This window comes from Sphingomonas sp. 8AM, assembly GCF_902506455.1.
Taxonomy (GTDB): Bacteria; Pseudomonadota; Alphaproteobacteria; order Sphingomonadales; family Sphingomonadaceae; genus Sphingomonas.
The window spans coordinates 440,694-460,725 of sequence record NZ_LR733844.1 but is presented as its reverse complement, the minus strand read 5'-3'; the positions used below and the strand labels follow the sequence as shown (position 1 = coordinate 460,725).

The 20,032-nt window shown below is 67.0% G+C and carries 19 protein-coding genes; 8 read left to right on the top strand and 11 right to left on the bottom strand.

Annotated features, from left to right (window positions below):
* Window positions 1–78: 78 nt before the first annotated feature.
* Window positions 79–1,137 carry a ribonucleotide-diphosphate reductase subunit beta gene (locus BACI71_RS02245; RefSeq protein ID WP_159754504.1) on the bottom strand — a complete coding sequence of 353 codons (1,059 nt, stop codon included), beginning with the start codon at window positions 1,135–1,137 and terminating at the stop codon, window positions 79–81.
* Window positions 1,138–1,191: 54 nt separating this feature from the next.
* Entirely contained in the window at window positions 1,192–1,401 is a 210-nt protein-coding gene (locus BACI71_RS02240; protein ID WP_236552779.1) for a hypothetical protein, read from the bottom strand.
* Between the two features lie 59 nt (window positions 1,402–1,460).
* Here BACI71_RS02240 and BACI71_RS02235 point away from each other — a divergent pair, with 59 nt between their 5' ends.
* Window positions 1,461–1,712 carry a DUF2171 domain-containing protein gene (locus BACI71_RS02235; RefSeq protein ID WP_159754501.1) on the top strand — a complete coding sequence of 84 codons (252 nt, stop codon included), beginning with the start codon at window positions 1,461–1,463 and terminating at the stop codon, window positions 1,710–1,712.
* A gap of 282 nt (window positions 1,713–1,994) precedes the next feature.
* On the opposite strand, the gene BACI71_RS02230 is transcribed toward BACI71_RS02235, so the two are convergent.
* The 4 genes from BACI71_RS02230 to BACI71_RS02215 form a co-directional block, all read right to left on the bottom strand.
* Window positions 1,995–2,525, bottom strand: coding sequence for a CAP domain-containing protein (locus BACI71_RS02230; protein WP_159754498.1), 531 nt, complete (start codon window positions 2,523–2,525; stop codon window positions 1,995–1,997).
* Between the two features lie 142 nt (window positions 2,526–2,667).
* The gene (locus tag BACI71_RS02225; RefSeq protein WP_159754495.1) at window positions 2,668–3,261 is read right to left on the bottom strand and encodes a L,D-transpeptidase family protein; all 594 of its coding nucleotides are present in this window, start codon (window positions 3,259–3,261) and stop codon (window positions 2,668–2,670) included.
* On the bottom strand, window positions 3,258–3,902 hold the full coding sequence (locus tag BACI71_RS17805) for a PEPxxWA-CTERM sorting domain-containing protein (protein ID WP_236552778.1): 645 nt from the start codon (window positions 3,900–3,902) through the stop codon (window positions 3,258–3,260). The genes BACI71_RS02225 and BACI71_RS17805 overlap by 4 nt, the downstream gene beginning before the upstream one ends.
* Before the next feature lie 215 nt (window positions 3,903–4,117).
* A complete protein-coding gene (locus BACI71_RS02215; RefSeq protein WP_159754492.1) occupies window positions 4,118–5,017 on the bottom strand; it encodes a LysR family transcriptional regulator in 900 nt (299 codons plus the stop codon).
* An 81-nt stretch (window positions 5,018–5,098) separates the two neighbouring features.
* Here BACI71_RS02215 and BACI71_RS02210 point away from each other — a divergent pair, with 81 nt between their 5' ends.
* The 7 genes from BACI71_RS02210 (at window position 5,099) to BACI71_RS02180 (ending at window position 12,225) form a co-directional block, all read left to right on the top strand.
* Window positions 5,099–6,631 (top strand): CoA-acylating methylmalonate-semialdehyde dehydrogenase, encoded by a 1,533-nt coding sequence (locus BACI71_RS02210; protein WP_159754489.1) that lies wholly within the window; start codon window positions 5,099–5,101, stop codon window positions 6,629–6,631.
* A gap of 14 nt (window positions 6,632–6,645) precedes the next feature.
* Complete coding sequence (locus tag BACI71_RS02205) at window positions 6,646–7,197, top strand: hypothetical protein (RefSeq protein ID WP_236552777.1); 552 nt, start codon at window positions 6,646–6,648, stop codon at window positions 7,195–7,197.
* Window positions 7,198–7,207: 10 nt separating this feature from the next.
* Window positions 7,208–8,353 carry an acyl-CoA dehydrogenase family protein gene (locus tag BACI71_RS02200; RefSeq protein ID WP_159754483.1) on the top strand — a complete coding sequence of 382 codons (1,146 nt, stop codon included), beginning with the start codon at window positions 7,208–7,210 and terminating at the stop codon, window positions 8,351–8,353.
* Window positions 8,354–8,462: 109 nt separating this feature from the next.
* Window positions 8,463–9,503 carry an enoyl-CoA hydratase/isomerase family protein gene (locus tag BACI71_RS02195; protein WP_159754480.1) on the top strand — a complete coding sequence of 347 codons (1,041 nt, stop codon included), beginning with the start codon at window positions 8,463–8,465 and terminating at the stop codon, window positions 9,501–9,503.
* Between the two features lie 297 nt (window positions 9,504–9,800).
* The gene (locus tag BACI71_RS02190) at window positions 9,801–10,577 is read left to right on the top strand and encodes an enoyl-CoA hydratase (RefSeq protein WP_159754477.1); all 777 of its coding nucleotides are present in this window, start codon (window positions 9,801–9,803) and stop codon (window positions 10,575–10,577) included.
* 10 nt (window positions 10,578–10,587) lie between these two features.
* Window positions 10,588–11,484: a 3-hydroxyisobutyrate dehydrogenase gene (gene mmsB / locus BACI71_RS02185; protein WP_159760754.1), complete on the top strand. Its 897-nt coding sequence runs from the start codon at window positions 10,588–10,590 to the stop codon at window positions 11,482–11,484.
* A gap of 228 nt (window positions 11,485–11,712) precedes the next feature.
* On the top strand, window positions 11,713–12,225 hold the full coding sequence (locus tag BACI71_RS02180; protein ID WP_159754474.1) for a hypothetical protein: 513 nt from the start codon (window positions 11,713–11,715) through the stop codon (window positions 12,223–12,225).
* An 82-nt stretch (window positions 12,226–12,307) separates the two neighbouring features.
* Here the strand turns inward: BACI71_RS02180 and gltB are convergent, their stop codons facing one another.
* The 5 genes from gltB to BACI71_RS02155 all read right to left on the bottom strand — a co-directional run bounded on the left by gltB (window position 12,308) and on the right by BACI71_RS02155 (window position 20,000).
* Window positions 12,308–16,828 (bottom strand): glutamate synthase large subunit, encoded by a 4,521-nt coding sequence (gltB, locus tag BACI71_RS02175; RefSeq protein ID WP_159754471.1) that lies wholly within the window; start codon window positions 16,826–16,828, stop codon window positions 12,308–12,310.
* Window positions 16,815–17,306, bottom strand: a complete 492-nt coding sequence (locus BACI71_RS02170; RefSeq protein ID WP_159754468.1) for a nucleotidyltransferase substrate binding protein — start codon at window positions 17,304–17,306, stop codon at window positions 16,815–16,817. Before BACI71_RS02170 ends, gltB begins: the two co-directional genes overlap by 14 nt.
* Window positions 17,303–17,599 (bottom strand): hypothetical protein, encoded by a 297-nt coding sequence (locus BACI71_RS02165; RefSeq protein ID WP_159754465.1) that lies wholly within the window; start codon window positions 17,597–17,599, stop codon window positions 17,303–17,305. The genes BACI71_RS02170 and BACI71_RS02165 overlap by 4 nt, the downstream gene beginning before the upstream one ends.
* Complete coding sequence (locus BACI71_RS02160) at window positions 17,596–19,035, bottom strand: NAD(P)-dependent oxidoreductase (RefSeq protein WP_159754462.1); 1,440 nt, start codon at window positions 19,033–19,035, stop codon at window positions 17,596–17,598. The genes BACI71_RS02165 and BACI71_RS02160 overlap by 4 nt, the downstream gene beginning before the upstream one ends.
* A gap of 155 nt (window positions 19,036–19,190) precedes the next feature.
* Window positions 19,191–20,000 (bottom strand): undecaprenyl-diphosphate phosphatase, encoded by an 810-nt coding sequence (locus tag BACI71_RS02155; protein WP_159754459.1) that lies wholly within the window; start codon window positions 19,998–20,000, stop codon window positions 19,191–19,193.
* Window positions 20,001–20,032: the final 32 nt, after the last annotated feature.

Genomic DNA, 20,032 nt, shown 5'->3' with positions numbered 1-20,032 from the left:
GAGCTTCGCCCACTTTCACGCGAAAGGCCGCGACGTGTCGCTACGCGCGGCCTTCCTCGGTCACCGGGTTAATCACGATTATTCGGCGGCGACCCCCGCGCGCGCGAACATGTCGCCCATCTCGGTTGGATCCTCGTTCGCCGCGGCGGTGATGACCTTTGCTTTCTGGCGCTTGTCGAAACTGTCCCACACGTCGTTCCACTGCCCGCGCGTCGCGGCCTTGGAATATTCGGTCGCGCGCGTCTCGAAGAAATTGGCATGTTCGACGCCGTTCAGCATCGGGATCAACCACGGGATCGGATGCTCGTCGATCATGTAGATCGGCTTCAGCCCCAACTGCCCCATCCGCCAGTCGGCGATGTAGCGGATATACTTCTTGATGTCCTTCGCGGTCATTCCGTTCACCGGGCCCATTTCGAAGGCGAGATCGATGAAATTGTCCTCGAGCCGGATCGTCGTCTGGCACACGTCGGCGATGTCGTCCTTCACCGCCTTGGTCAGGCACTGCCGCTCGGCGCAGAAGGTGTGGAACATCTTGATGATGCCCTCGCAATGCAGGCTCTCGTCGCGAATCGACCAGGTGACGATCTGCCCCATGCCCTTCATCTTGTTGAAGCGCGGAAAGTTCATCAGCATCGCGAAACTGGCAAACAGCTGCACGCCCTCGGTAAAGCCGCCGAACATCGCCAGCGTCCGCGCGATATCCTCGTCGCTGTCGACGCCGAAGTTCTGCATGTAATCATGCTTCTCCTTCAGCTCGGCATATTCGAGGAACGCGCCATATTCGCTTTCCGGCATGCCGATCGTGTCGAGCAGGTGCGAGTAGGCGGCGATGTGCACGGTCTCCATGTTGCTGAACGCGGTCAGCATCATCTTGATCTCGGTCGGCTTGAACACCCGGCCATACTTTTCGTGGTAGCAATCCTGCACCTCGACGTCGGCCTGCGTGAAGAAGCGGAAGATCTGCGTCAGCAGATTGCGCTCGTGATCGGTGAGCTTCTGCGCCCAGTCACGGCAATCCTCGCCGAGCGGCACTTCCTCCGGCAGCCAGTGCAACTGTTGCTGGCGCTTCCAATATTCAAATGCCCAAGGATATTCGAAGGGCTTGTACTGCTTGGACGCCTGAAGAAGCGGCATGGGGTTACTCCGGTGAGAGATATTTACGAAAAACGTATCAAATAACGGGTGTGATCAGGCTTCGAGGCTCCATTGCCACATCGCCCAGGCCGACATCGCCAGCACGCTGCCCCCCGCCAGCGCCATGATCCCGGCCATCCGATAGACATAGACGCGCGCCGGTCCCTGCGGATGACGCAATTGCACCAGCAGCCACGCCCCGACCAGCACGAAGACGGCGGCGACTGCGAACATGATCGCGGATTGCAGCGGCAGCGTCGCCATCATGCGACCAAAGTCGCAGCGGCGCGTTTGCCGCCCGAGCCCAACCAAGGAGAACGACGATGGTCGATGCCAGCCAGATCAAGGAACATGCCGAAGTGATCGGTGCGGACGGCGTACACGTCGGTATCGTCGACCATGTCGATGGCGACCGTATCAAGCTGACCAAAAACGACTCGCCGTCCACCGAGGACGGGCAGGGCGCGAAGCATCATTACCTGCCCCTCGGGCTGGTCGCCGACGTCGAGGGTGACACGGTGCGTCTGTCCGCGACCGCGCAGAACGCGCAGGACATGTTCGAAGAGGCGGAATGACCATCTCGCCGCGGCGGCGCTGACCGCCCGGCCGCGCACGACAGCCCCGGCCGCCGCACGGCGCGCCGGGGTTTCGTTTGCCTGCCGAGGCGTGTCGTCGTCCATCCGCTGTCGCCCGCTCCTGCGCCTGCATCGTGCTCCCCGCGGAGCCCGTCACCGCGATCGACGGACACCCGCCGAGTCACGATGATGTCAGGGCCATTCTACGCGAAGGTGGCCGCAGACGCTACAGATTGTGGGCGTTAATCGGACCAAACACCAGATCGTCGGTCGAGCGGCGCGTCAGAACGGGCGCTCGCCGCGGTAGTTGCCGGCGTTCTTGTAGCGGCAGACCAGAACGTCCTCGTCGTGGCCACGCGCCAGCGCGCAGCCGACCTCGACCGTGTCGCGCCACATCAGCTGCGTATAATGGCCGACATCGGCGACACGACCGGTGGTGCTGTTGTTCGGAAATGCGCCGGGCTTGAAGTAGCGCTTCTCGCGCGTCCAGCCGTCGACCATCGCCTCGGGCGTGTAATAGCCGCGCGTGCCGGCCCACAGATTCTCGCCCTCCGGATCCATGCGCCGCTCGGGCGCGTGTTCGAACCGGCCGGTGGTGGCGAGATACTGGCCCCAGGCATGTGCCGACTCGACCAGTTCCGCGTTCCAGCGCAGCGGCGGGATGCCCAGCGCGGCGCGTTCCGCATTGTGCGCCGCGAGCACGCGGGCGTCGAATGTGTTCGAATAGCTTGCCGCACCGGTCAGCGCCGGCACGCACAGCAAGGCGGCGAGAGCGACGAGCAACGGGCGGCGACGCGGGGTGGAACGCGGCATGGGCCGGGTAACCTCTTCCTGATGACCAGGAGAAAGTACCGGGCGCGGTCCTTACCGCCGGTTAGGGAATCTGGTTAGCGCGTCTTCACACCTGTGACGCGCCGCAAGTCAACTTGCCGGGGCTCCGGCAGATCTTGCCAGATTACGCGCCGACGATCGTCACCAGATCGCCGCGTGCGACCTGATCGAACAACAATTGCGCGAAGGACAGGGGGACGCCGATGCAGCCGTGCGTCGCGGAGCCGCGCCGGACCGAACTGGCGTGAATGGCGACGCCATCGTTGGTGAGCCGCAGCATGTACGGCATTTCCGCATCGTACAGCGACGATTGATGCTGGCGCGCGCGCATCAGGATCGGGAAGGTGCCGGTCGGCGTCGGTTTGTGGTCGGTGCCGTAAAGGATGACGGCGGTGCCGATCTCATGCCCGTCGCGAAAGACCGAGATTGTTTGACGCGGCAGATCGACCCGGACACGGACCGTGCCGGTCGTCGGCACGCCGAGATCGTTCCAGACATAATCGCCGAAGCGCATCGGCTTGCGGATCGCGAGCACGCTTCGGACCCGCAATGGCTGCGCGCCGGCCATTGCCAGCGCAGCCTCGCGCCCTTCCGGATAGCGAAAGCGCGCGCCATAACTGCCGATCGTCGTGGCGGTGGTGGTCGCCCGCGCCATCGGCGCGACGACACCCGCAGTCGCCAGCGCGAGGACGGCAGTACCGAGCCGCAGTCGGGTCATGCGACGATGGCGCGCGTCCGCTTGCGGCGTCGCACCGTCAGGCCGGTGATCGCAAAGCCTAGCGCCATCATCGCCCAGGTCGCTGGCTCCGGTACGGCCGGAACCGGGGTGGTCGGCGTCGGCGTCGGCGTCGGGCCAGGGACACCCGGGATGTTGCCGCCCGGACCGGTCGGGAAGACCGGCGGCGGGCCAAAGCCGTTCCCGCCCCCCGGGCCGACCGGGCCCAGCGCGTCCGGCGTGACCGGCGCGAGATCGGGGACGAAGCCACCCGGCGTGATCGGCAGGTCCCCACCTGGAACAATGCCCGCAGGAGTCCGCTCGCGCACGTTGCTCAGCACACGCTCGCGCGGTCCGCGCGGACGAACGTTGGCCAGCTGGCGCGGGCGCTTGATCTGCTTGATGTTGAACATCGCGCCATGACCGCGCTCACCGGGCGAGCGCGCGGTCATGATCGACAGCGGGTCGGGGAGCACCGCCAGCGCGGCCGGCAGGTTCATTGCCTCTGCGAACGGCACGGTACCGCCGATGATGCCGAGCCCAGCGTAGCCGCCGATCGCCGATCCGCCGACGCCCAGCGCCACCGCAGCGCGAACCAGCGTCGCGCGCGAGAGCGAGGTGATAAGGGAGCGCCAGTTCTTCATCCCGTCGACCGAATCCCGTGAAATAGTCCGAAGGCGGTGCAACGCTTGTGCGCTGCACCGTCTCCGCAAGTCCAGTAGAATCTGAGGTGGAGCTACCACATCTGGTACAATGCCGGGGCTGTGTGGCCGATCCGCCACCGACGAACCGCAAGCTACCAAGCTCTGAGCGCGCTGCGTTAACAATTGAGCGAAAGGTTAACGCCGCGGGCAAAGAGTTAACGAGGTGGGTCGAGTCGCGCGTGGTGCTTTGCGACGAGCCCGCCGAGCCATGTCGAAAACGCCCGAACCCGGCGTAATTGTCGCGTATCGCGATGCGTTACCAACCAGAAGGTGCGATGGATCGTCACCGCGGGCAACACCCGCACCAGTCCGGGCAGCGCGCCGCCGATGAAATGCGGCAGCACCCCGACCCCAGCGCCGGTCGCGATCAGCCGCGCCTGCGCATTGATGCTGGAGCTGCGGACGGTCGGCGCCGGGAGCGCGCCGAGATCGTCGACGAAACGCAGCTCCGGCGCATAGAGCAGGTCGGGGATATAACCGACCACCGGATGGCGTGCGCCGAGCGATTCCCGCGTGACCGCCCCGTGCCGGTCGATCAGGGCCGGCGCAGCGTAGAGATGCAGCGCATAGTCCGACAGCTTGCCCGCGACGACCGGCCCATGCCGCGGGCGCGCGAGCAGCACGGCGACATCCGCTTCGCGCCGCGACGGGCTGAGAAATCCCGAACTCGCGACGAGGTCGATCGTCAGGGCCGGGTGCAGGGTCGCGAATTCATGAAGATGTTCGGCCACCAGCCAGGTGCCGAAGCCTTCCGAGACGCTGACGCGCAATAGCCCCGACAGCGTCTCGGCGGGACCGCGCGTCTCGACGATTCGCTCGGCGGCGTTCTGCATCTCCTCGACTTGCGCGAGCAGCGCCTCGCCGGCCTCGGTCAGCACCTGTCCCTCGCGCGTCTGCTCGAACAGCGTGCGGCCGAGCCGCGCTTCCAGCCGTCGCAGCCGCCGGCCGATCGTGGTGGCATCGACGCCGACCAGCACCGCTGCCCGCGCAATCTGCCCGGCGCGCGCGACCGCGAGGAAATCCTGCAAGTCGTTCCAGGGCAAGGGCTGCGTCATTGCAGGTGAGCGTTGCAGAATTGTCGCTTGCCGGCAAATCCTCGTGGGCGCAAACCGGCATTGACACAGGAGAGAGATGCGATGCGCCAGCTCGACCATCATATCGCCGGCAGCGGCGGCGGTGCGGCCCCGGCGCGCACCGCCGACATTTTCGACCCCAACACCGGGCAGGTGCAGGCGCAGGTCGTGCTCGGTACCGCCGCCGATCTCGATCGCGCGGTCGCGGCCGCGCAGGCGGCGCAGCCGGGATGGGCGGCGACCAATCCGCAGCGCCGTGCGCGCGTCATGTTCCGCTTCAAGGAACTGGTCGAGACGAACATGGATGCGCTGGCGCATCTGCTGTCATCCGAGCACGGGAAGGTGATCGCCGATGCAAAGGGCGACATCCAGCGCGGGCTGGAGGTGATCGAATTCGCCTGCGGCATCCCGCATGTGCTCAAGGGCGAATATACGCAGGGCGCGGGGCCAGGGATCGACGTTTATTCGATGCGCCAACCGATCGGGATCGGCGCGGGAATTACCCCGTTCAACTTCCCGGCGATGATCCCGATGTGGATGTTCGGTGTCGCGATCGCGTGCGGCAATGCCTTCATCCTGAAACCCAGCGAGCGCGATCCGAGCGTCCCGGTGCGGCTCGCCGAGCTGATGCGCGAGGCCGGGCTGCCCGAGGGCGTGTTGCAGGTCGTCCACGGCGACAAGGAGATGGTCGACGCGATCCTCGACCATCCCGCGATCGGCGCGGTCAGCTTCGTCGGGTCGAGCGACATCGCGCATTACGTGTACCGCCGAGGCGTTGCCGCGGGGAAGCGCGTGCAGGCGATGGGCGGCGCCAAGAACCACGGCATCGTCATGCCCGACGCCGATCTTGACCAGGTCGTCGCCGATCTGTCCGGCGCAGCATTCGGGTCGGCTGGCGAGCGGTGCATGGCGTTGCCGGTCGTCGTGCCGGTCGGCGACAAAACCGCGGAGGCGTTGCGCGAGAAATTGCTCCCTGCGATCGCGGGCTTGCGCGTCGGTGTGTCGACCGATGCCGAGGCGCATTACGGTCCGGTGGTGAATGCCGCGCATCGCGCGCGTGTCGCCAACTGGATTCAGACCGGCGTTGCCGAGGGCGCCGAGCTGGTCGTCGATGGGCGCGACTTCACGTTGCAGGGGCACGAACAGGGCTTCTTCATCGGCCCCAGCCTGTTCGACCATGTCACCCCCGACATGCAGGCGTACAAGGAGGAAATTTTCGGCCCCGTCCTCCAGATCGTCCGCGCGCCCGATTTCGAAACCGCGGTGCGGCTGCCGAGCGAGCATCAATACGGCAACGGCGTCGCGATCTTCACGCGCAACGGCCACGCCGCGCGCGAGTTTGCGGCGCGGGTCAATGTCGGCATGGTCGGAATCAACGTGCCGATCCCGGTGCCAGTCGCCTATCATACCTTCGGCGGATGGAAGCGCAGCGGGTTCGGTGACACCAACCAGCACGGCATCGAGGGCGTCAAATTCTGGACCCGGATCAAGACGGTGACGCAGCGCTGGCCGGATGGATCGGCGCTGTCGCGCGGCAGCGAGGATGGCGGACCCAGCCGCCTGCAGGATGCGTTCGTGATCCCGACCATGGGGTGAGGGACGCGATGTCGATGCTTTCTTCCGTTCTTATCGAGACGCACCACGGCGGCTTCGCGCGACGGCTGGTCGCGGCGAACGGGATCGTTTTCATGACGTTGCTCGCCGCCTGCTCCAGCCACGACGCCGACTACAACCGCGTCGAGGTGCCCGAGAAGGAAGCCGCGGCGCAGGCGGCGATCGAGCAGGCGGCGGCGCAGAACGGCGCCGCCTCGACCGCGCGCACGGGTGTGCCGATCGCGAAGAGCACGCCCAATGCCGCGCGCGACCGTGCCTTTCCTACGGAATTCCTTGGCTATTGGGGCGCGGGCGACAATGATTGCGAGCTGGCCAATACCGCCGCGACCGGCCGCATCAACATCGATGCCGACACGATCCGCTTCTACGATTCACGCGCCCGCGTGCAGCGCATGGACCGCCGCAGCCCGCAGGAAGTCGCGGTAGACCTGCGCTTTTCCGGCGAGGGGCAGAGCTTCCATGCGCGTGAGGTCTACCGGCTCGACGCCGGCGGCACCATGCTGGTGCGTATCAGCCCGACCGCCACGCAGCGCTATCGCCGCTGCTGAGGATATGACGATGACCGACCAGTTCGACCTGACCGACGAGCAGCGCGAAATTCAGGCGCTCGCGCAACGCTTTACCGCCGATCGCATCACGCCGTTCGCGGCGGAATGGGACGAAAGGCACATCTTTCCGCGCGACACGATCAAGGCGGCGGCGGAGCTGGGTTTCGCCGCGATCTACGTCAGCGAGGAAAGCGGCGGGATCAACCTCGGGCGCCTTGAGGCCGCGCTCATCATGGAGGCGATGGCCTATGGCTGTCCGGCGACCAGCGCGTTCATTTCAATCCATAATATGGCGAGCTGGATGATCGACCGCTACGGTTCGGCGGAGCTGAAGGCGCGCTATCTGCCCGATCTCGTCACGATGGACCGGATCGCCAGCTATTGCCTGACCGAGCCGGGCTCGGGATCAGATGCGGCGGCGTTAAGGACCAGCGCGTACCGCGACGGCGACCAATATATCGTCAACGGCACGAAACAGTTCATCTCCGGTGCCGGAGAAAACGAGCTTTACGTCACGATGGTGCGCACCGGTGCCGAAGGTCCGAAAGGCATCTCCTGCCTCGTCATCGAGAAAGACATGCCCGGCGTTTCGTTCGGCGCGAACGAGCGCAAGCTCGGCTGGCATGCGCAGCCGACCCGCGCGGTGACGTTCGATAACGTCCGCGTGCCGGTCGCCAACCGCGTCGGACAGGAAGGCGAGGGGTTCCGCTTCGCGATGGCGGGGCTGGACGGTGGGCGGCTCAACATCGGGGCGTGCTCGCTGGGCGGGGCGCAACGCTGCCTTGACGAGGCGATCGCCTATACGAAGGACCGGAAACAGTTCGGGACGGCGGTGAGCGACTTCCAGAACACGCAGTTCATGCTGGCGGACATGGAGACCGAGTTGCAGGCGGCGCGCTGCCTGCTCTATGTCGCCGCCGCCAAGGTGACCGCGGGTGCCCCCGACAAGACGCGCTTCGCCGCAATGGCGAAGCGGCTGGCGACCGATACCGGGTCGAGCGTCGTCGATCGTGCGCTGCAACTGCACGGCGGTTACGGTTATCTGATGGATTATCCGATCGAGCGTTTCTGGCGCGACCTGCGCGTCCATTCGATCCTCGAGGGCACCAACCAGGTGATGCGGATGATCGTGGGCCGCGAGCTGGTGCGGCAGTGAGCGTCACGCGTTTCCGTCGTTGCGAGCGTAGCGAAGCAATCAAGGACCGGATCAGGACGCCCTGGATTGCTTCGCTAAGGCTCGCAATGACGATGGGGAAGGGTGTGGCATGAGCGATCTGATCGTTGCGGCGGAGGGCGCCGTCGGGCGCATCCGGCTCAACCGGCCCACGGCGCTGCACGCGCTCAACACCGCGATGTGTCAGGGCATCCTCGATGCGCTGGAGGCATGGCGCGGGAACGAGGCGGTGCGCTGCGTCGTCATCGATCATGCCGAGGGACGCGGCTTCTGCGCGGGCGGCGACATCCGGATGCTCGCGGGTAGCGGCGCGAGCGATGGCGCCGAGGCGCGCGCGTTCTTCCACACCGAATATCGCATGAACCACCGGCTGTTCACCTATGTGAAGGACACGGTCGCCTTCATGGACGGGGTGACGTTGGGCGGCGGGGTCGGCGTGTCGCAGCCGTGCAAGTACCGCGTCGCGACCGAGAACACGCGGCTGGCGATGCCCGAGACCGGGATCGGCCTGTTCCCCGACGTCGGCGGCGGCTGGTATCTGTCGCGGCTGCCGGGGCGGATCGGGCAGTATCTGGCGCTGACCGGCGCACGGCTCGACGGCGCGGAGGCGCTCGCGCTCGGGCTGGCGACGCATTACCTGCCCGCCGCGCGGGTGGAAGAAGCGAAGGCGCGGATCGCCGCCGAGCCCGAGGCGATCGAGGCGGCGCTGTCCGGCTTGGCCGAGGCTTCACCCGCGGCCAAGCTGCTCCCGCAGCGTGACGTCATCGACCGGCTGTTCGCGTCCGACGATCTGGAGGAGGTGCTGGCCACCTTGCACGCGGACGGCAGCGCGTTCGCGCAGGCGACGCTGGCGACGCTCGCCACCAGGTCGCCGCAGGCGATGAAGGTGTCGCTCAAATTGCTCAAGGACGCCGCCGGGATGGCGACGTTCGCCGACGAGATGCGGCAGGAATATGCGGTCGCGTGCCGCGTCGTGCAGCGACCCGATTTCGTCGAGGGCGTCCGCGCGCTGATCGTCGACAAGGACAATGCGCCACGCTGGGAGCCGGCGACCGTCGCGGGGGTGAGCGATCATATGATCGACCGCATCTTCGCGCCGCTGCCGGAGGATGAGGCGTGGACGCCGGGGTGATGGGTGGGCGTGCGACGGTAGCGCGTCGCGCGGCCGCGGACACAGGCACGGTAGCCGTGTGTCAGGCCGGGTTGGAGGACTGGACAGACATGGGCTCCTGCCTGCGCAGGAGCGACGGCGTGATAGGAGCGTTTCCGTCCCGCCACCCGTGTCGCCCCTGCGGAGGCAGGGGCCCATGTCTGTGGCGTTTCGTGAAACCCCGGACACACGCGCGGCGGACTTGTGTGTCAGACCGTTGGTTGAAGACTGGACAGACATAGGCCCCTGCCTGCGCAGGGGCGACGGGAGAAGTGGCGGATGGCCGAATACGACACCCTATTGGTCGAACAGCGCGGGGGCGTGACACTCATCACGCTCAACCACCCCAAGGCGCTCAACGCGCTCAATTCGCAGGTGCTGGCCGACCTGCTCGCCGCACTCGCCGCCTTCGATGCCGATGCGTCGCAGGGCTGCGCGGTGCTGACCGGCAGCGAGAAGGCGTTCGCGGCCGGCGCGGATATCAAGGAAATGTCGGCGCAGGGCTTTGCCGAGATGTACGGCGGCAATTTCTTCGGCGGCTACGAACGGCTGACGCAGACGCGCAAGCCGATCATCGCGGCGGTGGCGGGCTATGCGCTGGGCGGCGGGTGCGAGCTGGCGATGATGTGCGATTTCATCCTCGCCGCCGATACCGCGAAGTTCGGCCAGCCCGAAATCAAGCTGGCGGTGACGCCCGGCATGGGCGGATCGCAGCGGCTGGCGCGCGCGGTCGGCAAGGCCAAGGCGATGGAAATGTGCCTGACCGGGCGGATGATCGACGCCGTCGAGGCGGAACGCGCCGGGCTGGTCAGCCGGATCATCCCCGCCGCCGAGCTGGTCGAGGAAGCGGTGAAGACCGCGCAGACGATCGCCGACATGGCGCCGCTGGCGGTGCTGGCGAACAAGGAAATGGTCAACGCCGCGTTCGAGACGACGCTGGCGCAAGGCGTGCAGTTCGAGCGGCGGCTGTTCCACGGGCTGTTCGGCACCGCCGACCAGAAGGAAGGCATGGCGGCGTTCGTCGAGAAGCGCCCCGGCCAGTGGACGGGCAAATAGGAGAGGCATGATGGCGCGCGTCGGGTTCATCGGGCTGGGCAATATGGGCGGCGGGATGGCCGCCAACCTCGCGAAGAAGGGGCATGACGTCCGCGCTTTCGATCTGTCGGCGGCGGCGCTCGATGCGGCGAAGGCGGCGGGGTGCCTGCCGGTGGCCTCCGCACGCGAGGCTGCTGACGGGGCGGAAGCGGTCGTCACGATGCTCCCCGCTGGCGCCCATGTCGCGCAGGTCTATGCCGAGAGCCTCGGCGATGTCGCGATGGACACGGTGCTGATCGACTGTTCGACGATCGACCTCGCCTCGGCGCAGCGGATCGCGGGCGAGGCGGCGACGCGGGGAATCGCGGCGGTCGATGCGCCGGTGTCCGGCGGGATCGCGGCGGCGCAGGCGGGGACGCTGACCTTCATGGTCGGTGGCCCGGCGGCGGCGTTCGAGCGGGCGCGCCCGTTCCTTCAGGACATGGGCAAGGCGGTGATCCATGCCGGCGACAGCGGCGCGGGGCAGGTCGCCAAGATGTGCAACAATCTGATCCTCGGCGCGACGATGGCGGCGACGTGCGAGGCGTTCGCGCTGGCGGAGAAGCTCGGGCTGGATGCGCAGACCTTCTACGACATTTCGAGCAAGGCGACCGGGCAGAGCTGGTCGATGACGTCATATTGTCCGGTGCCGGGGGTCGGGCCGGAGTCGCCTGCCGATCGGGAGTATCAGGGCGGGTTCGCGGGGGCGTTGATGCTCAAGGATCTCGAGCTGGCGATGGCGGCGGCGGCCGGCGCGACGGCGCAGGTGCCGATGGGGACGCGCGCGCGTGACCTGTACCGGCAGTTCGTCGATGCCGGGCAGGGCGGGCTGGATTTCTCCGGGATCATCCGGATGCTGGAAAAATCTCCCTCGTCATCGCGAACCTGATCCGGGATACCGCTTCTTCTTCTTCTTGGTCGGGAGGGAGAAGCGGGGCCCCGGATCAAGTCCGGGGCGACGGAGTACTGGACGGGAGGGCCTGGCTTCCGGCAAAGCACCGTCATTGCGAGCGCAGCGAAGCAATCCAGCGCGTCCTGGTCCGGCCCTGGATTGCTTCGCTGCGCTCGCAATGACGGGTGGTGGACGCCACCGCGCGGGCGTGCCACCTGCGCCGACATGCCGCCTGCCCTGATCGCCGCGCTCGTCACCTTCGTCGCCTTTCTGATCGGGCTGACGTTGCCCGATCTCGACCTGCGGCTGTGGCTCGGGCATCGCAGCGCGCTGACGCACAGTATCGTGCCGGCGTGCGCGCTGCTCGCGCGGCGGCGCTGGTATCCGGCGGCGTGCGGGGTCGGGGCGGGGACCGGGTTGCACCTTGCTGCGGATACCTTTCCGAACCGGATGATCGGCTATGCGACGGTCAAGCTGCCGTTCGTCGGTGCGCTGTCGCCGGGGCAGTCATATCTGTGGCTCGCGCTCAACGCACTGGCCGCGCTGGCGCTGGCGGCGTGGCTGGCGCGGCGGCTCCACGCGCCGGCGACCGCCGCGCTGCTGACGCTCGCGGTGGTGGTGGCGGGGGCTGGCTATCTGTGGCGTACCGATGGCGGGTGGCCGGTACTGGCGCTCGCCGCGGCGGCGATGTGGCTGGTGTGGCGGTGGCGCGTGCGTCGCACGTCATTGCGAGCGTAGCGAAGCAATCCAGGGCGTCCTGGTCCGGCTCTGGATTGCTTCCCCCGGCTTTCGCCGGGGTCGCAATGATGTGACGTAGACGTTACTCCGCCGCTTGCAGCGTCTCGGCATCGTCGAGCGGGTGGCTGAGCCGGGTGAGCATCTCGCGCGGGATCACCTGCCAGAACGAGCCCAAGGCGCGATCCCAGTCGTCGAGCAGCCCGCGCGACCAGCGGCTGTCGGTCACCACGGCATGTTCGGCGACCAGCGCGCGGAGCACGTCCTCCCAGTGCGCGGCGGCGACGCGTTGCCACACGATGTTCTCGGGATTGGCGCGGCGTGCGAAGCTGCCGGTCGGATCGTAGACGAACGCCATCCCGCCGGTCATGCCCGCGCCGAAGTTCGCGCCGACCTCGCCCAGCACCACCGCCGTGCCGCCGGTCATATACTCGCAGCCGTTCGCGCCGCAGCCCTCGACCACCACGGTGGCGCCCGAGTTGCGGACCGCGAAGCGCTCGCCGGCCTGACCCGCCGCGAACAATTTGCCGCTGGTCGCGCCGTAAAGGACGGTGTTGCCGAGGATGGTGTTGTCCTGGCTGCGCAGCGGCGAGGACACCGCCGGGCGGACGACGATCTTGCCGCCCGACAGCCCCTTGCCGACATAATCGTTGGCGTCGCCGAACACCTCCAGCGTCACGCCGCTGCACAGGAACGCGCCGAGCGATTGCCCCGCCGAGCCGCGCAGCCGGATCGTGACATGGTTCTCGGCGAGCTTCGACATGCCGAAGGTGCGGGTGATCTCGCTCGACAGCCGCGTGCCGACCGCGCGGTGCGTGTTGCGCACCGAATAGGTGAGTTGCATCTTCTCGCCGCGCGAGAACACCGCCGACGCATCCTTGATGATCTGCGCGTCGAGGCTGTCGGGCACTTCGTTGCGGAAGGTCGACAGGCTGAAGCGACGCTCGGCATCGGTCGCGTCGACCTTGGCAAGGATCGGATTGAGGTCGAGGTCGTCGAGATGCTCGGCCCCGCGGCTGACCTGCCGCAGCAGTTCGGTGCGCCCGATGATCTCGTCGAGGCTGCGGACGCCGAGCCGCGCGAGGATGTCGCGGACTTCCTCGGCGATGAAGGTCATCAGGTTGATGACCTTCTCGGGCGTGCCGACGAACTTGCCGCGCAGTGCCTCGTCCTGCGTGCAGACGCCGACCGGGCAGGTGTTGCTGTGGCACTGGCGGACCATGATGCAGCCCATCGCCACGAGGCTGAGCGTGCCGATCCCGAATTCCTCCGCGCCGAGGATCGCGGCGATCACGATGTCGCGCCCGGTCTTGAGCCCGCCGTCGGCGCGCAGCTTGATCCGCCCGCGCAGGCCGTTGAGCGTCAGCACCTGATTGACCTCGGACAGCCCCATTTCCCACGGCGTGCCGGCGTATTTGATGCTGGTCTGCGGGCTGGCGCCGGTGCCGCCGACATGACCGGAGACGAGGATGACGTCGGCATGCGCCTTCGCCACGCCCGCCGCGACGGTGCCGATCCCGGCCGACGACACCAGCTTGACGCAGACGCGCGCGCGCGGGTTGATCTGCTTCAGGTCGTAGATGAGCTGCGCCAGATCCTCGATCGAATAGATGTCGTGGTGCGGCGGCGGGCTGATGAGCGTCACGCCCGGCGTCGCATGGCGCAGCTTGGCGATGAACTCGGTGACCTTGAAGCCGGGCAGCTGCCCACCCTCGCCGGGCTTGGCGCCCTGCGCGACCTTGATCTCGATTTCCTCGCAGGCGTTGAGATATTCCGCCGTCACGCCGAAGCGGCCCGACGCGACCTGCTTGATGACCGAATTGGCGTTGTCGCCATTCTGATACGGCGTGTAGCGGATCTTGTCCTCGCCGCCCTCGCCCGACACCGCCTTCGCGCCGATCCGGTTCATCGCGATCGCCAGCGTCTCATGCGCCTCCGGCGACAGCGCGCCGAGCGACATGCCCGGGGTGACGAAGCGCTTGCGGATCTCGGTGATCGCCTCGACCTGATCGACCGGCACGCCTTCGTTCGGGAAGTTGAACTGGAGCAGGTCGCGCAGATAGATCGGCGGCAGGTCCGACACCCCGCGCGAGAATTGCAGGTAGCTGGAATAGCTGTCGGTCGACACCGCGGTCTGGAGCAGGTGCATCAGCTGCGCGGAATACGCGTGCGCCTCGCCAGTGTGGCGCTGGCGATAGAAGCCGCCGATCGGCAGCGTCGCCACCGCCTGATCGTACGCCGCCTCGTGCCGATCGGTCGCGTTGACGTGCAGCGAGGCATAGCCCTCACCGCTGATCTTGGCGGGCATGCCGGGGAACAGGTCGTTGACCAGGGCGCGGCTGAGTCCGACCGCCTCGAAATTATAGCCGCCGCGGTACGAGGAGATCACCGCGATCCCCATCTTCGACAGGATCTTGAGCAGGCCTTCCTCGATCGCCTTCTTGTGGCGGCTGGTGCATTCCTCCATCGACAATTTGCCGAACAGCCCGCGTGCATGGCGGTCGGCGATCGCCGCCTCGGCGAGATAGGCGTTCACCGTCGTCGCGCCGACCCCGATCAGTACCGCATAATAATGCGTGTCGAGGCATTCCGCGGCGCGGACGTTGATCGAGGCGTAGGAGCGCAGGCCGCGCCGGACGAGATGGGTGTGCACCGCTGCTGCTGCCAGCACGCCGGGGATCGCGACGCGGTCTTCGCCGATGCGCTCATCGGTGAGGAACAGCTCGCTCTTGCCCTCGCGCACCGCCTGTTCGGCCTGGTTGCGGATGCGCTGGATCGCCGCCCGCAGCCGCTCCGCGCCGCCGCCAGTTTCGAAGGTGCAGTCGATATCGGCCGCGGCATTGCCGAAATAGGCTTTCAGCCGCGCCCAGTCGGTCGAGGTCAGCACCGGGCTGTCGAGCACCAGCACGCGCTCGCGCCGGTCCTCGGTGTCGAGGATGTTGGCGAGATTGCCGAAGCGCGTCTTGAGCGACATGACGTAGCGCTCACGCAGCGGGTCGATCGGCGGGTTGGTGACCTGCGCGAAATTCTGCCGGAAGAACTGGCTGATAAGCCGCGGCTTGTCGGAGATGACCGCCAACGGCGTGTCGTCACCCATCGAGCCGATCGCTTCCTTGCCGGTTTCGACCATCGGCGACAGGATCAGCTCCATGTCCTCGATCGTCTGCCCGGCGGCGACCTGCCGCCGCGCCAGTTCGGCGCGCTCGAAGCGTGTGACGCTGTCGGCGGGGGCGGGGGGCAGATCGGCCATCGTCGAGAATTCGCCAATCATCGCGGCATAATCCTGCTCGGCGGCGATCCGGTCCTTGACCTCGCGGTCGAGCAGCACGCGGCCTTCCTGAAGGTCGACCGCGATCATCTGCCCCGGTCCGAGTCGGCCCTTGGCGAGCACGGTGCTCTCCGGCACCACGACCATCCCGGCTTCCGACCCGACGATCAGCAGTCCGTCGGCGGTCTGCGTATAGCGCAGCGGGCGTAGAGCGTTGCGGTCGACGCCACCGACCGCCCAGCGCCCGTCGGTCATCGCCAGCGCGGCGGGGCCGTCCCATGGCTCCATCACGGAGGCGAGATAATTGTACATCGCCGCATGGCTTTCGGGCGTGTCGGTGCTCTTCTGCCACGCCTCGGGCACCAGCATCAGCTTGGCGGTCGGCGCGTCGCGGCCCGAACGGCAGATCGCCTCGAACGTCGCGTCGAGCGCGGCGGTGTCCGACGCGCCGGCCGGGATCACCGGCTTGATGTCCTCCGAATGCTCGCCGAACGCGATCGACGCCATGCGGATCTCGTGGCTGAGCATCCAGTTCTTGTTGCCGCGGATCGTGTTGATCTCGCCGTTATGCGCGAGGCAGCGGAACGGCTGCGCCAGCCACCATTGCGGGAAGGTGTTGGTGGAATAACGCTGGTGGAAGATCGCGACGCGGCTTTCGAAGCGCGCATCGGTCAGGTCCGGGTAGAAGACCGACAGGCTCTCAGCGAGGAACAGCCCCTTGTAGATGATCGAGCGGCACGACAGCGAGCAGACGTAGAAGCCCTGGATCTGCGCCGCGATCACGCGCTTTTCGATGCGGCGGCGGACGAGATACAGGTTCTTCTCGAACTCCTCGGCGGATACGTCGCCGGGCAGCGGGCCGGCGATCATGATCTGCTCGATCTCGGGGCGCGTCGACTGCGCCTTCATCCCGATCACCGACACGTCGACGGGCACCTGCCGCCAGCCGTAGATGGTATAGCCCGCGCCGATCACTTCGGATTCGACGATCGTGCGGCAGGTTTCCTGCGCCGACAGGTCGGTGCGCGGCAGGAACACCATGCCGACCGCGAGTCTGTTCGGCATCGCCTTGTGCCCGCTGGCCGCGACGCAATCGTCGAAGAAGCGCACCGGCAGGTCGACGTGGATGCCGGCGCCATCGCCGGTCTTGCCATCGGCGTCGACCGCGCCGCGGTGCCACACCGCCTTCAGCGCGTCGATCGCGGATTGCACGACGCGGCGCGACGGCTTGCCATCGGTCGCGGCGACGAGGCCGACACCGCACGCATCGCCCTCGAATTCAGGGCGGTACATGCCGTGTTCGGCGAGATACTGGCGGTCGCGATCAGATGTCGCCATGGAGAAGCCTTTCCCGCTCTACAAAATTATTAATGGATACCCGCGTGTCGAAGAGTATCTCGCTCTTCTCCCATGCGGCGTTGACCTGCGCGGCCTGCTTGTCGGGACGCAGGGGATATTCGTGGGCCAATTCATTGCGGACCCGCACCGCATCGGCCCAGACCTTCGGATCGTCGATCACGCCAAGTGCGGCGGCGCGCTGGGCCACGTCACGCGGCGTCAGTCGCTCGACCTTGCCGAGTTGCATCAGCATGGCGATCGTTTTCAGGGTGCGGCCGAGCGTATCTTCCAGTTGCTCGAACGTTTTCAGGAAGGCCAGCACGTTAATGTCGCGGTCCGGATCAAGGCTGCGCATCCGATCAGCGTCAATCGGCATGATCGCTTCCAGCCGGGCGCGCAACACGACCAGCCGGTCGGCAAGACGGGCGACCGTCGCCAAATGCTCACGCAGCATCGCGATTTCACCGTCGCGTGTCACAAAATGATGCCGTCGCGTAGCGCGATCAAGTCTATTGCGGACGGCTGCTCGCCGCGACGATGCATTACAACGTCAACCTTCTGGTCTTCTATTTGCGCGAACAATGCCTCATCGAAGCGCGCACGCGCGGACCATTCGTTGATATCTTTCTCGACTTCAACGTGGAGGTCGATGTCGCCCCCCTTGCGCGCATCGCTGGTGCGACTGCCGAACAGCCGGACGACGGCCGAGGGGCCAAACGCCCGACGCGCGGCGCGCCGGATCGCCTCCGCTTCGCCGGACTCAAGCCTCACGCCGCCACCTTCGCGGCCCTGGCCTTCGCCTTCAGATGCTGGTGCATCGTCGCCGCGACGTCGCGACCGTCGCGGATCGCCCACACCACCAGCGACGCGCCACGCACGATGTCGCCCGCCGCGAACACGCCGTCGAGCGAGGTCATCAGCGTCTTGCTGTCGACCAGCACCGTGCCCCAGCGCGTCACGCCGAGTTCGGGGGCGCCCCACAGCCGCGGCAGCTCCTCGGCATCGAAGCCGAGCGCCTTGATGACCAGATCGGCGGGCATGTCCTCCGCCGCGCCGGGATCGACCTCGGGTGCGCGGCGGCCGCTCGCGTCGGGGGCGCCGAGCCGCATCCGGTTCGCGCGGACCGTCGTCGCCTTGCCGTCCTCGCCCGAGAAACCGGCCGGGGCCGAGAGCCAGACGAACTCGACGCCTTCCTCCTCGGCGTTGGCGACCTCGCGTTGCGACCCCGGCATGTTGGTGCGGTCGCGACGATACAGGCACTTCACCGACGTCGCGCCCTGCCGAATCGCGGTGCGGACGCAGTCCATCGCGGTGTCGCCGCCGCCGATCACGACGACGTTCTTGCCCGCGGCGTTGAGCCGGCCGTCCTCGAACTCGGGCACCGCATCGCCGAAGCTCTTGCGGTTGGAGGCGGTGAGATAGTCGAGCGCGGCGACGACGCCGTTCAGGTCGTTGCCCGACACGTCGATCGCGCGCGCCTTGTAGACGCCGGTCGCGATCAGCAGCGCGTCATGGCGCGATCGCAGTTCGTCGAGCGTCGCGTCGCGGCCGACCTCGAAGCCTTCGTGGAAGACGATCCCGCCCGCCTTGAGCCGCTCGACGCGCCGCATCACCACCGGCTTTTCGAGCTTGAAGCCGGGGATGCCATAGGTCAGCAGCCCGCCGGCGCGGTCGTGGCGGTCGTAGACGTGCACCTCGTAACCGTGGCCGCGCAGATATTCGGCGGCGCTGAGCCCCGCGGGACCCGCCCCGATCACGCCGACCGACTGGCCGCGCGCCGGACCGGGGACGAGCGGCTCGACCCAGCCTTCTTCCCAGGCGGTGTCGGTGATGAACTTCTCGACCGAGCCGATCGTCACCGCGCCGTGGCCGCTGAATTCGATGACGCAATTGCCCTCGCACAGCCGGTCCTGCGGGCAGATGCGGCCACAGATCTCGGGCATGGTCGAGGTGGCGTTGCTCAGCTCGTAGGCCTCGCGCAGCCGTCCCTCGGCGGTCAGGCGCAGCCAGTCGGGGATGTGGTTATGGAGCGGGCAATGTACCGAGCAATAGGGCACGCCGCATTGCGAGCAGCGCCCGGCCTGATCCTCGGCGTTCGGGGTCGCGTAGCGTTCGGCGATCTCGCGGAAATCCTCGGCGCGCGCCTCGGCGGCGCGCTTTGCCGGATAGGATTGCGGGCGTTCAACGAACTTGAGCATGTCGGCCATCGGTGTCCTCCGATTGCCGACCTCTCACATGGATCGGGCGCTGTCACGCCCGATTTCGCATTCAGGACAGCATCGCTGCCCTAAAAACATGCTATTGATGCTAGTAGCTGCGACCAGCTTGCAACAAGAACAACAATAAAGGTCCGCTTTGATGCTTATCGCATCGCCAGGGCGGCGAGCGCAGCCACCCCGACGATGATTCGGTACCAGGCGAACGGTGCGAAGCCGTGCCTGGTGACGATCGCCATGAACCAGCGGATCACCACCATCGCGACGACGAACGACACGACGAAGCCAATCGCGATCGCGGAAAGGTGCGCGTCGCCCAGTTCGTGCCGGCTCTTCCAGAGCGCCAGCGTCGTCGCGCCCATCATCGTCGGGATCGCGAGGAAGAAGCTGAATTCGGCGGCCGTCTCCTGATCGACGCCCATCGCGCGCGCGCCCATGATCGTCGCGCCCGAGCGACTGACTCCGGGGATCATCGACAGGCATTGCACCACGCCGATCGACAGCGCGGTCCTCCACGACATCGTCTCGACCGAACCGCCAACCGCGCGCGGCGCGACCCGCTCGATGAACAGGATCGCGACGCCACCGACGATCAGCGCCACCGCGACCACGAACGGTCCGGTGCCCGGCGCCTCCAGCAGCGCGCGGATCGCCGAGTAAGCGATCGCGCCGACCACCGCCGAGGGCAGGAAGCCGAGCAGCACGTTGCGCGTGAACTGGATCGCCGACGGATCGCGACGCAGCAGCCCGGTGCCGACGCGGATGAACCGCCGCCAGAACAGCACGACGACGGCGAGGATCGCGCCGAGCTGGATGACGATATCAAACGTCGCGTCACCCTCCGACAGGCCGAGCAGTGCGCCGGCAAGCACAAGGTGGCCCGTCGAGGAGACCGGCAGGAATTCGGTGACCCCCTCGACGATGCCGAGGAGGATGATGGTCAGAAGGTCGTTCACGCGCGGTCCCCGCTAGTGGATGGCGGCGGCAG

What these genes read in the sequence shown, in the direction of transcription:
- BACI71_RS02180 (WP_159754474.1), top strand. Translation starts at nt 11,713, where the DNA reads ATGCCGCCTGCCCTGATCGCCGCGCTCGTCACCTTCGTCGCCTTTCTG.
- BACI71_RS02190 (WP_159754477.1), top strand. Translation starts at nt 9,801, where the DNA reads ATGGCCGAATACGACACCCTATTGGTCGAACAGCGCGGGGGCGTGACA.
- BACI71_RS02210 (WP_159754489.1), top strand. Translation starts at nt 5,099, where the DNA reads ATGCGCCAGCTCGACCATCATATCGCCGGCAGCGGCGGCGGTGCGGCC.
- BACI71_RS02160 (WP_159754462.1), bottom strand. Translation starts at nt 19,035, where the DNA reads ATGGCCGACATGCTCAAGTTCGTTGAACGCCCGCAATCCTATCCGGCA.
- BACI71_RS02225 (WP_159754495.1), bottom strand. Translation starts at nt 3,261, where the DNA reads ATGACCCGACTGCGGCTCGGTACTGCCGTCCTCGCGCTGGCGACTGCG.
- BACI71_RS02195 (WP_159754480.1), top strand. Translation starts at nt 8,463, where the DNA reads ATGAGCGATCTGATCGTTGCGGCGGAGGGCGCCGTCGGGCGCATCCGG.
- BACI71_RS02240 (WP_236552779.1), bottom strand. Translation starts at nt 1,401, where the DNA reads ATGGCGACGCTGCCGCTGCAATCCGCGATCATGTTCGCAGTCGCCGCC.
- BACI71_RS02215 (WP_159754492.1), bottom strand. Translation starts at nt 5,017, where the DNA reads ATGACGCAGCCCTTGCCCTGGAACGACTTGCAGGATTTCCTCGCGGTC.
- BACI71_RS02200 (WP_159754483.1), top strand. Translation starts at nt 7,208, where the DNA reads ATGACCGACCAGTTCGACCTGACCGACGAGCAGCGCGAAATTCAGGCG.
- BACI71_RS02230 (WP_159754498.1), bottom strand. Translation starts at nt 2,525, where the DNA reads ATGCCGCGTTCCACCCCGCGTCGCCGCCCGTTGCTCGTCGCTCTCGCC.
- BACI71_RS02245 (WP_159754504.1), bottom strand. Translation starts at nt 1,137, where the DNA reads ATGCCGCTTCTTCAGGCGTCCAAGCAGTACAAGCCCTTCGAATATCCT.
- BACI71_RS02235 (WP_159754501.1), top strand. Translation starts at nt 1,461, where the DNA reads ATGGTCGATGCCAGCCAGATCAAGGAACATGCCGAAGTGATCGGTGCG.
- BACI71_RS02205 (WP_236552777.1), top strand. Translation starts at nt 6,646, where the DNA reads ATGCTTTCTTCCGTTCTTATCGAGACGCACCACGGCGGCTTCGCGCGA.
- gltB (WP_159754471.1), bottom strand. Translation starts at nt 16,828, where the DNA reads ATGGCGACATCTGATCGCGACCGCCAGTATCTCGCCGAACACGGCATG.
- BACI71_RS17805 (WP_236552778.1), bottom strand. Translation starts at nt 3,902, where the DNA reads ATGAAGAACTGGCGCTCCCTTATCACCTCGCTCTCGCGCGCGACGCTG.
- mmsB (WP_159760754.1), top strand. Translation starts at nt 10,588, where the DNA reads ATGGCGCGCGTCGGGTTCATCGGGCTGGGCAATATGGGCGGCGGGATG.